Origin of the sequence: Amphritea pacifica, assembly GCF_016924145.1 — a bacterium.
Classification (GTDB): Bacteria; Pseudomonadota; Gammaproteobacteria; order Pseudomonadales; family Balneatricaceae; genus Amphritea; species Amphritea pacifica.
Map to the genome: position 1 here is coordinate 1 of NZ_JAFFZO010000176.1, position 323 is coordinate 323.

Genomic DNA, 323 nt, shown 5'->3' on the forward strand with positions numbered 1-323 from the left:
GTCACTGCGCGCCTGTGCACTCTGTGGTGCTGCGGCCAGAATGCGGCGGGCCGTTTTCACGGTCATACCGGGGGTTTCTGCCAGCACGCGTGCCTGTTCTTCGCGTCCGTGAGCCTCCTCACAGTTGAGGATCCCCATAATGCGGCTGTTTTCTGCCGCAACCGCTGCGGTGATCTGCGCGTTCACGTCCGGCTGCGCCGCGCTGGCGTTCTCGCCCTCCGTCGCTGGCACCACGTCAGTAACGTCAGCCTGCGAAGCAGTGGCTGAAACAGTTGTTGATTGAGTCTCTTTGGTCATTCGCCCTCCTGAGAGACGGGATTTAC

1 protein-coding gene is annotated in these 323 nt (G+C 61.6%); it reads right to left on the bottom strand.

Annotated elements, in window-relative coordinates:
* On the bottom strand, window positions 1-297 hold a 297-nt coding region (locus JW499_RS21970), incomplete at its 3' end, for a hypothetical protein (RefSeq protein ID WP_205212548.1).
* Window positions 298-323: the final 26 nt, after the last annotated feature.